Below are 10,392 nucleotides of genomic sequence, written 5' to 3'. Positions count from 1 at the left end.
TGACAAACCTTGCGGTTCGTTGCCCTCTCCCTAAACCTCTCCCACGGGGAGAGGGGATCAGGTTGCTGAAAATCAAAGAACGTAGAATTGAGAATCAGATGTCAGGTAAACCTAAAAATGTTCGGGTTTGGCAGTTTAATCCCCTCTCCCCGTGGGAGAGGGCTAGGGAGAGGGTAAGCAAGCCGAAGGCTTGCCTGTTTGGCAAAAATACAGCCCTGTCCTCCCAATAAATCTATATCCGAAAGCATCTTCATGCAGAATCAAGCCAAACTATGAATAAGTTTTTTACCCACCCCATGCGGCCGTTTTTCGTCGGTGCGGCGGTGCTTGCCATACTCGGCGCGTTGGTGTTTTTCATCGGCCCCGGTGCCGTCATTTTGCACCGCCAAATCTTCTTAGAGCTCATGCTGCCTGCGGCATACGGCGGTTTTCTGACTGCCGCCATGCTTGAATGGACGGGCTATCAAGGCCGTCTGAAACCTGTCGCTACTTTGATGGCGGCATTACTGCTCGCCGCATCCGCCATACTGCCCTTTTCGCCGCAAACTGCCTCGTTTTTCGTTGCTGTCTATTGGCTGGTATTGCTGCTGTTCTGCACTTGGCTGATTTGGCTTGATCGCAACACTGATAACTTCGCCCTACTAATGCTGCTCGCCGCATTTACCGTTTTTCAGACGGCCTACGCCGCAACTGGCGATTTGAACTTACTGCGCGCGCAAGTACATCTGAACATAGCAGCTGTCATGTTTGTATCCGTCCGCGTCAGCATTCTTTTGGGCGCGGAAGCCCTTAAAGAATGCCGTCTGAAAGACCCTGTTTTTATTCCAAATATCGTTTATAAAAACATCGCCATTACTTTCCTGCTGCTGCACGCCGCCGCCGAACTTTGGCTGCCCGCACAAACCGCCGGTTTTACCGCGCTTGCCGTCGGATTCATCCTGCTCGCCAAGCTGCGTGAGCTCCACCATCACGAACTCCTGCGCAAACACTACGTCTGCACTTATTACCTGCTCCAGCTTTTTGCCGCCGCAGGCTATCTGTGGACAGGCGTGGAGAAACTGCAAAATCTGCCTTCCTCCGCCCCATTACACTTGATTACCCTCGGCGGTATGATGGGCGGCGTGATGATGGTGTGGCTGACCGCCGGACTGTGGCACAGCGGCTTTACCAAACTCGACTACCCGAAACTCTGCCGCATTGCCATCCCCCTACTCTTTATGGCCGCCATCTCGCGCGCTTTCTTGATGAACGTGAACCCGATATTTTTCATTACCGTTCCTGCGATTCTGACCATCGCCGTGTTCGTACTGTATCTTTTCACGTTTGTACCGATATTTCGGGAAAATGCGTTTACGGATGATCCGGAATGAAACAAAAGGCCGTCTGAAACTTTCAGACGGCCTTTTGTTTTAAATAAATGCTTTATTTGTTGGCGTTCAAATAAAGATTAATCAGGCGTGTAGTGGAGCTGTCGTGTTTTTGCACTTCAGTCTCGCCGGTCAATTCGGCAAGAATGGTTTTGGCCAACTGTTTGCCGAGTTCTACGCCCCATTGGTCAAAGCTGTTGATGCCCCAAATAATGCCTTGCACGAAGGTTTTGTGTTCGTACATGGCAATCAGGCTGCCCATATTGCGCGGGTTGATTTTGTCCATGAGGATGAGGTTGGTCGGGCGGTTGCCGGAGAAGGTTTTGTGCGGAACCAGCTCTTCGATACGCGCTTCGTCCATGCCTTGTGCTTGAAGCTCGGCGCGTACTTCGTCAGGCGTTTTACCTCGCATAAAGGCTTCGGCTTGGGCAAAGACGTTTGCCAACAGGATTTCGTGGTGGCCTTGCAAATTGCTGCGTTTTTCAAGGGATGCAATCAGGTCAATCGGCGTGATGTGCGTACCTTGGTGCAGCAGTTGGAAGAAGGCATGCTGGCCGTTGATACCGGTTTCGCCCCAAATAATCGGGGAAGTTTCGTAACCGACCGGTTTACCGTCAAGGGTAACTTGTTTGCCGTTACTCTCCATGTCGAGCTGCTGGATGAATTTGGGCAGGCGGTGGAGATGTTGGTCGTAAGGAGCGATAACGTGGCTGCCGCCGCCGTAGTAGTTGATGTACCAAACACCGATAAGGGCAAGGATAACCGGCAGGTTGCGCTCCAGCGGCGTGTTGATGAAGTGTTGGTCCATCAGGTGTGCGCCGTTGAGCATTTCGATGAAGTTTTCTTCGCCGAGATACAGCATAATCGGCAGGCCGATGGCCGACCAGAGGCTGTATCGTCCGCCGACCCAGTCCCAAAATTCAAACATATTGGCGGTATCGATACCGAATTCGGCAACGGCTTTTTGGTTGGTCGATACGGCAACGAAGTGTTTGGCCACGGCGCTTTCATCGCCTGCATGATCCAAGAACCATTTACGTGCGGTCAGGGCGTTGGTCAGGGTTTCTTGGGTGGTAAAGGTTTTGGAGGCGATGATGAAGAGGGTGGTCTCGGGGTGGACTTTGGACAATACGTCGCGCAGTTGGGAGCCGTCCACATTGGAGACGAAGTGCATGTTCAAACGCGGATGGCCGAAAGGCTTGAGCGCGGTACACATCATCAGAGGGCCGAGGTCAGAGCCGCCGATACCGATATTGACGACGTCGGTAATGACTTGATTGGTATAGCCCAACCAGCTACCGCTGCGGACTTCATGCGCGAACTCGCCCATGCGTTGCAGGACATGGTTAACCTTAGGCATGACATCTTCGCCATCCACGACGATAGGGGCGTTGGTACGGTTGCGCAGGGCAACGTGGAGTACGGCGCGGTTTTCTGTCGTATTGATTTTTTCGCCGTGGAACATTTGCTGCATCCGCTCCGGTACGCCTGCTTCACGCGCCAGCTCGAACAACAGTGCCATGGTTTCGTCGTTGATACGGTTTTTAGAATAATCCAAAGTCAGGCCGCCAACCTGCAGCCAGTAGCGCTCGGCACGTTCGGGATCTTGCTCGAACATTTCACGCATGTGTTGTTCTTTGGTTTCGTCAAAATGTATCCATAATTTTGACCAAGCTGGTAAATCGTGAAGGTGTTTCATCGGATGCTCTCCTGGATAGTGGACAGTTTTGTTGAGAAAACGGCCGTGAGGTCGTCTGAAACGGGAACGGGGTGGTTTCCGTTTTTTGAGGTTTCAGACGGCCTTGATGTGGGTTGGAGCCGTCTGAAGATATCAGTGAAGAATCAATCTTTATCGTATTCGATGTGTTTGTTATGTATGCTTTTTTTACTTTTTTGCAGTTGCGTGCTGGCAGTATCGCCCAAGCGCAAGGCCAAGCCGATAGCAAGAATGTCGATAACGGCCAACTGCAGAAGGCGGGACACCATAGGCGTATAAAGCTCGGCATTTTCCTGAGTGGCAATGCTCAATACACAGTCGGCCATTTGAGCCAACGGCGAATCATTGCGGGTCAGCGCGATAACGGCTGCGCCGTTTTCTTTGGCGATACTGGCCGCGTCCAACAATTCGATAGATGAGCCGGTATTAGAAATCGCCACCAACACATCCTGCTCGGTCAACACGGAAGCTGCCATCAACTGGGTATGCGTATCGACATAGGCAACGGTGGACATACCGAAGCGGAAGAATTTGTGTTGCGCATCTTGGGCAACGATGCCGGAGTTGCCGACTCCATAAAACTCAACGCGTCGCGCGTGCATCAGAATGGCAATCGCGTTTTCCAGCTCGGATTCTTTCAGAAAGCGGCGCTCGCCCAAGAGGGAGGCTGCGGCGTTGCCCAACACTTTTTCGACCACGCTGCCCATGTTGTCATCGGCGTTTAATTCTTCATGAACGTAAGGCATACCTTCATGACCGATACTGGCAGACAAAGCGAGTTTGAACTCAGGCAAGCCTTTGTAACCCAAGCTGCGGCAGAAACGGATTACAGTCGGCTGACTGACGGATGCACGCTCGGCGATTTCGGCCACAGCGGCATGAACGAACCATTTCGGCTCGGCCAACGCAGATTCGGCAACTTTGCGTTCTGCGCCGGAGAGATTGGACAATGATTCGCTGATTTTGCTTAACATATACTCTACCCTTTGATTTTTTGACGTTCAGGACAAGGGTTTTTTCCACCCCCTGCCCTGCACCGCCGTTTGTGTGTTTAAACGTTATTTAAATGATTGTCTAATGCGACCGCCGCGCCGACGATGCCCGGAAACTCGCTCAATACGACATACACGGGAATAGCGGCAAGATAAGCCTCAAAGCGGCCTTTATTTTCAAAGCGGCTGCGGAACGGGGACGTTTTAAAGTAATCCAACACGCGCGGGATAATGCCGCCGCACAAATACACGCCGCCGCGCGCACCCAATGACAAAGCCAAATTGGAAGCAACCGTACCCAGCATGGCGCAGAAAATATCCAAAGTCTGACGGCAAATCGGCGATGTTCCGCTCAATGCCTTATCGGTGATTTCCGAAGGTTTCAGACGGCATTGTTTGATGTTGTCGCGTTTGGCCAATGCTTCGTAAATCAGGCTCAAACCTGCGCCGCTCAAGAAACGCTCGGCAGAAACATGGCCGTATTTGTTTTTAGCGTATTGCCAAATCAACACTTCCATATCGTCAAACGGCGGGAAGCTGGTATGGCCGCCCTCGCCTGCCAATGCCACCCAGCCGGCAGCGCTGTGCACCAAACCGCTGACACCCAAACCGGTACCCGGGCCGATAACGGCTTTAGGTGCAAATTCGATGGGCTTTTGACCGCCGATTTGTACCAAGTCATTCTTTTCAGTTTTGGTCACTGCCAAAGCTTGGGCGGTAAAATCGTTCAACAGAATCAACGTTTCAAAACCCAAAGCCTGACGGGTGGTCTCGATGGAAAACGCCCAGTGGTGGTTGGTCATCTGCACCCAGTCGCCCAAAATCGGATTGGCAATCGCAAAGGCGGCGTGCAAAACTTTCGGGCTGCCTGCGCGTTCCAAATAAGTTTTGACGGCATCAACGACGGTATCGTAATCTTTACAAGGTAAAACTTCAGCCTTCTCAATCACTTGCGGTGCAGTTTCAAGCGCAAAACGGGCATTCGTACCGCCGATATCGGCGACCAGGCGGGGATAAGCTTCAGTGTGCATAGTAGACATGGCAGTTAATTCCTTGGTGATTGAGAATCAGGCTGGTCGGATATTCGGTATCAGCCCTTGTGGCAGCTTTATCAAATACTGCTTTTTTCTCTGCGCCTTGAATGGCCAAAAATACATTCGGCGTCTTGGCAATCGCACCCAAAGTCATGCTCACACGCTCATGCGGCGCGGTAACCGGCGTAGTATGAATCAATGTCGGGTCATCAGCTTCATTGATTGCGGCCTGTAATTGAGGCGCTTGAGGGAACAACGACGCTGTATGCCCGTCTCCTCCCATGCCCAACACCAGCACGTCAGGTTGCTTGTAATGTTTCAATGCATAAGCAACGACAACTTCAGGTTGTAATTCAGTTTCAGACTTTCCGTCTTCAACAACAGGAATCCATGTGGCAACGGCCGCGTTATTTTTGAGCAGATATTCACGTACCAAGCCTGTATTGCTGTCGGCATGCGTGGTCGGGACAATACGCTCGTCCACCAAAGTAATGCCGACATTTTGCCAATTTAAATCTTTTTGCGACAAAGCCTCGAAAAACGCAATCGGCGAACGACCGCCGGAAACAGCCAAAACCGCATGGCCTTTCTCATTCAACGCGGTTTGTAATGCAGCGGCAACGGCATCAGCGAGAGCCTGCGCGGCAGTTGCAGCGTTTTCTTGTTCGTGCCAAACAAACATGTTTCGTCCTTTCATGGTTTCAGACGGCCTTTTGTTGGAAAACAAGGCCGTCTGAAAGAAATATTATTGCTCTTCGTGCCACTTGTTGCCGTCACGCGCCAACAGCGCGCGCGCAGCTTCAGGACCCCAAGAATGGGCTTCGTAAGCATGCGGAGGCGTTGTATTGTTCGCCCAGTTTTCCAGGATAGGCATCACATATTCCCAAGCGGCTTCGAGTTCGTCGCGGCGGTTGAACAAAGCGAGTTTGCCGTTAATCACATCCAGCAGCAGGCGCTCATAAGCCTCAGCGCGGCGGCCCTCTACTGCTGTGCCCAAGTCCACGCCAATCGGTGTCACTTCGACTTTGTTGCCTGCACCCGGGGTTTTTACTTGAGTGTAAAGGCGGACGGATTCGGTCGGTTGTAGTTCAATAACCAAACGATTCGGCGCAGGTTGGCTGTTGTCAAAAATATGGTTTTGCAGCGGATGGAAGTTCAACACGATTTCCGCCACTTTTCCTGCCATGCGTTTGCCGGTACGTAGGTAGAAAGGTACGCCTTTCCAACGCTCGTTTTCAATTTCGGCTTTGATGGCAACATAGGTTTCAGTGAAGCTGTCTTTCGGTACATCGACTTCTTCCAGATAGCCGTTCATGCCGTTTGCTGCAACATATTGGCCGCGAATAACATTTTCGTTGACGGATTCGATGGTCAGCGGTTTCAGCGATTTAATGACTTTTACTTTCTCGTCGCGTACGGCATCCGCATCCAAGCTCGCCGGTGCTTCCATGGCAGTCATACAAAGCATTTGCATCAAGTGGTTTTGCACCATATCGCGCAACGCGCCGGTAATGTCGTAAAACTCGCCGCGTTCTTCCACGCCCAACTGCTCGGCGATGGTCAGCTGTACACTTTCAATATATTTGTTGTTCCACAAAGGCTCGAACATCACATTGGCAAAACGCAAGGCCAGCAGGTTTTGCAGGCTTTCTTTACCTAAATAATGGTCGATACGGTAGATCTGCTCTTCTTTGAAATAACGGGCCACATCTGTATTGATTTGCTGGGAAGAAGCCAAGTCCGTACCCAACGGTTTTTCCAAAACTACGCGCACGTTATCGGCATTCAAACCGATTTCGGCAAGGTTTTCACAGGCTTGCGCAAAGAATTTCGGCGCAGTTGAGAGGTAGATCACGACATTCTCAGTATTCTTGCGCGCTTTTACCAAGTCGCCCAAAGCAATGAAGTCGTCTTTCTTTGTCACATCGACTTTCAAATACTCAAGACGTTGGATAAACGATGCCCACGCTTCTTCTGAGAAGTTTTGTTTGACATGGATTTTAGAATTCGTTTCCACTTTAGCCAAAAAGCCGGCGGTATCCAATTCGCTACGGCTTACGCCCAAAATACGACCTTCGGGATGAAGCAAACCGGCTACATGCGCCTGATACAGGCAAGGCAAAAGTTTACGCATTGCCAAATCGCCGGTCGCGCCAAACAACACCAAATCAAAATTTGTCTGTGTACTCATTGTTTCATCTCTCGTTGAGGAAGCTTGCTTCAAAACTTTTGGACTGTCGTCATCTATAAAAATCGATTAGAATCAAAAGCCTTTAAGCAATAAGCAGTAAAAAACCAATCGCCTGCACCAAAATTTCAAACAAGCGGGCTAATGAGTAGTAATACTACACATGGCTACACATTTTGTCTATTCTCATTTTTACAAATTGTTTGATTTAACATAAAAGTTTGATGACTTTTGCAGCCTGCCATTTTACGAATTGACCATACCTCGATTTAAATCAAATTTCTTCCACTTAGTAAATTATTTTGTAACAAAATTACAGATTTTGTACTATAATATGCGGACGCTTCGAAGAGAAAATCTTCAAATATTCAGACGGCCCATATTATTCATTCCCACAGCTCAAGGCCGTCTGAAGAAAACACCCAATACAAAAATCAGAAACGCGCAAACAAAATCCCTATCATATCGTTTAGCCAGGAGACAGCCCATGAACCCCACTCCGATTCACCCTAAACTCGCCGAGATTACCGAGCGCATCATCGAGCGCAGCCGCCCGACGCGTGAAAAATATCTGGCGAAAATCCGTAGTGCCAAACAGATGGGACGCTTAGAGCGCAACCAACTCGGCTGCAGCAATCTGGCTCACGGCTATGCCGCCATGCCTAAAAGCATCAAAATCGAAATGCTTCAGGAAACCGTCCCCAACTTAGGCATCATCACTGCCTACAACGACATGGTTTCCGCACACCAGCCGTTTAAAGACTTCCCTGACCAAATCAAAGACGAAGCACAGAAAAACGGCGCAACCGCCCAAGTCGCCGGCGGCACACCCGCCATGTGCGACGGCATCACGCAAGGTTATGCCGGTATGGAATTGTCGCTGTTCTCCCGCGACGTGATTGCCATGAGTACCGCTATCGGTCTGTCGCATCAAATGTTTGACGGCAGCCTGTTTATGGGCGTGTGCGACAAAATTGTTCCCGGCCTGATGATCGGTGCGTTGTCTTTCGGCCATATTCCAGGCATCTTCGTCCCCGCAGGCCCGATGTCCAGCGGTATCGGCAATAAAGAAAAAGCCCGTACCCGCCAGCTTTTCGCCGAAGGCAAAGTTGGCCGCGATGCCTTGCTTGAAAGCGAAATGGGCTCTTACCACAGCCCGGGTACTTGTACCTTCTACGGTACTGCCAACTCCAACCAAATGATGATGGAAATGATGGGCGTACACCTGCCTGCCGCCGCCTTCGTCCATCCTTATACCGACCTGCGCGAAGCCCTAACCCGCTACGCTGCCGGACACCTCGCACGCGGCATCAAAAACGGCACCATCAAACCATTGGGCGAAATGTTGACCGAAAAATCCTTCATCAACGCCCTGATCGGCCTGATGGCAACCGGCGGCTCGACCAACCACACCATGCACCTCGTTGCCATGGCACGTGCCGCAGGCGTGATTTTGAACTGGGACGACTTCGACGAAATTTCCTCCATCATCCCATTGCTGATCCGCGTGTACCCCAACGGCAAAGCCGACGTGAACCACTTTACCGCAGCAGGCGGCCTGCCTTTCGTTATCCGCGAATTGCTGGACGCAGGCTTATTGCACGACGATGTCGATACCGTCGTCGGACACGGTATGCGCCACTACACCAAAGAGCCTTTCCTCATCGACGGCAAACTCGAATGGCGCGAAGCCCCCGAAACCAGCGGCAACGATGACATCCTGCGCAAAGCCGACAATCCGTTCTCCCCAGACGGTGGTTTGCGCCTGATGAAAGGCAACATCGGTCGCGGCGTGATTAAAGTATCTGCCGTGCGCGAAGGTTGCCGCATCATTGAAGCGCCCGCCATCGTATTCAACGACCAACGCGAAGTGTTGGCTGCGTTTGAACGCGGCGAGTTGGAACGCGATTTCGTCTGCGTTGTCCGCTACCAAGGCCCGCGTGCCAACGGTATGCCCGAATTGCACAAACTGACCCCGCCTTTGGGCATCCTGCAAGACCGCGGTTTTAAAGTGGCGCTGCTGACTGACGGCCGTATGTCCGGTGCATCCGGCAAAGTGCCTGCATCCATCCACATGACGCCTGAAGCCCTGATGGGCGGCAATATCGCCAAAATCCGTACCGGCGACCTGATCCGCTTCGACTCCGTTACCGGCGAACTCAACGTCCTGATTAACGAAGCCGAATGGAATGCCCGCGAAGTCGAACGCATCGATTTGAGCGCTAACCAACAAGGTTGCGGCCGCGAACTTTTCGCCAACTTCCGCAGCATGACCAGTAGCGCAGAAACCGGTGCTATGAGCTTCGGCGGCGAATTTGCCTAAACCATTTTCAGACGGCCTTTTAAAACAATCAGGCCGTCTGAAACCATGTTAACAACCCTATTACGATACAGTCCCCAACGGAGACCTAAAATGTCCAAACTGACCCCTCGTGAAATTCTGACAGCCGGCGCAGTTGTGCCTGTGATGGCGATTGACGACTTGAGCACCGCCGTCGATTTGTCCCACGCCCTTGTCGAAGGCGGCATCCCCACCCTCGAAATCACCCTGCGCACCCCCGTCGGCCTCGACGCCATCCGCCTGATTGCCAAAGAAGTGCCTAACGCCATCGTCGGCGCGGGTACGGTAACCAATCCCGAACAGCTCAAAGCCGTCGAAGACGCAGGCGCAGTTTTCGCCATCAGCCCTGGTTTGCACGAATCCCTCGCCAAAGCCAGCCACAACAGCGGCATCCCCCTGATTCCCGGCGTTGCCACTCCGGGCGAAGTCCAACTGGCTTTGGAACACGGTATCGACACCCTCAAACTCTTCCCTGCCGAAGTCGTTGGCGGCAAAGCCATGCTCAAAGCACTCTATGGCCCTTATGCCGACGTTCGCTTCTGCCCGACCGGCGGCATCAGCCTGGTAACTGCACCCGAGTACTTAGCGCTGCCTAATGTCTTGTGCGTCGGCGGCTCATGGCTGACTCCGAAAGAAGCCATCAAAAACAAAGACTGGGATACCATCACCCGTCTGGCTCGCGAAGCTGCCGCTTTGAAACCAAAAGCCTAATCAGGTTATTAAGTTAAAAGAGAAAAGGCCGTCTGAATATGA

At 51.8% G+C, this 10,392-nt stretch carries 8 protein-coding genes; 3 read left to right on the top strand and 5 right to left on the bottom strand.

Translation table 11 applies throughout. The features are described 5' to 3' along the window. The first annotated feature begins 272 nt into the window (after window positions 1-272). Window positions 273-1,370: an NnrS family protein gene (locus tag HMPREF3139_RS07010; RefSeq protein WP_070461369.1), complete on the top strand. Its 1,098-nt coding sequence runs from the start codon at window positions 273-275 to the stop codon at window positions 1,368-1,370. A 52-nt stretch (window positions 1,371-1,422) separates the two neighbouring features. Here HMPREF3139_RS07010 and pgi read toward each other — a convergent pair whose 3' ends face one another. The 5 genes from pgi to zwf form a co-directional block, all read right to left on the bottom strand. Next, entirely contained in the window at window positions 1,423-3,066 is a 1,644-nt protein-coding gene (gene pgi / locus HMPREF3139_RS07005; RefSeq protein WP_070461368.1) for a glucose-6-phosphate isomerase, read from the bottom strand. A gap of 143 nt (window positions 3,067-3,209) precedes the next feature. Beyond that, window positions 3,210-4,058 carry a DNA-binding transcriptional regulator HexR gene (hexR, locus tag HMPREF3139_RS07000; protein ID WP_004519348.1) on the bottom strand — a complete coding sequence of 283 codons (849 nt, stop codon included), beginning with the start codon at window positions 4,056-4,058 and terminating at the stop codon, window positions 3,210-3,212. A 77-nt stretch (window positions 4,059-4,135) separates the two neighbouring features. Further along, entirely contained in the window at window positions 4,136-5,116 is a 981-nt protein-coding gene (locus HMPREF3139_RS06995; RefSeq protein WP_070461367.1) for a glucokinase, read from the bottom strand. Beyond that, window positions 5,097-5,792, bottom strand: a complete 696-nt coding sequence (gene pgl / locus HMPREF3139_RS06990) for a 6-phosphogluconolactonase (protein WP_070461366.1) — start codon at window positions 5,790-5,792, stop codon at window positions 5,097-5,099. Before pgl ends, HMPREF3139_RS06995 begins: the two co-directional genes overlap by 20 nt. 63 nt (window positions 5,793-5,855) lie before the next feature. Next, complete coding sequence (zwf, locus tag HMPREF3139_RS06985) at window positions 5,856-7,301, bottom strand: glucose-6-phosphate dehydrogenase (protein WP_070461365.1); 1,446 nt, start codon at window positions 7,299-7,301, stop codon at window positions 5,856-5,858. Between the two features lie 484 nt (window positions 7,302-7,785). Here zwf and edd point away from each other — a divergent pair, with 484 nt between their 5' ends. Together edd and HMPREF3139_RS06975 are read left to right on the top strand one after the other, a co-directional pair. Next, the gene (edd, locus tag HMPREF3139_RS06980) at window positions 7,786-9,621 is read left to right on the top strand and encodes a phosphogluconate dehydratase (protein WP_070461364.1); all 1,836 of its coding nucleotides are present in this window, start codon (window positions 7,786-7,788) and stop codon (window positions 9,619-9,621) included. A 90-nt stretch (window positions 9,622-9,711) separates the two neighbouring features. Beyond that, complete coding sequence (locus tag HMPREF3139_RS06975) at window positions 9,712-10,350, top strand: bifunctional 4-hydroxy-2-oxoglutarate aldolase/2-dehydro-3-deoxy-phosphogluconate aldolase (RefSeq protein ID WP_070461363.1); 639 nt, start codon at window positions 9,712-9,714, stop codon at window positions 10,348-10,350. Window positions 10,351-10,392: the final 42 nt, after the last annotated feature.

The sequence above is a fragment of the Neisseria sp. HMSC15G01 genome, from assembly GCF_001808255.1.
Classification (GTDB): domain Bacteria; phylum Pseudomonadota; class Gammaproteobacteria; order Burkholderiales; family Neisseriaceae; genus Neisseria; species Neisseria subflava_A.
Note: the sequence above shows the minus strand (reverse complement) of the source record. Positions and strands in the feature narration are given on the sequence as shown.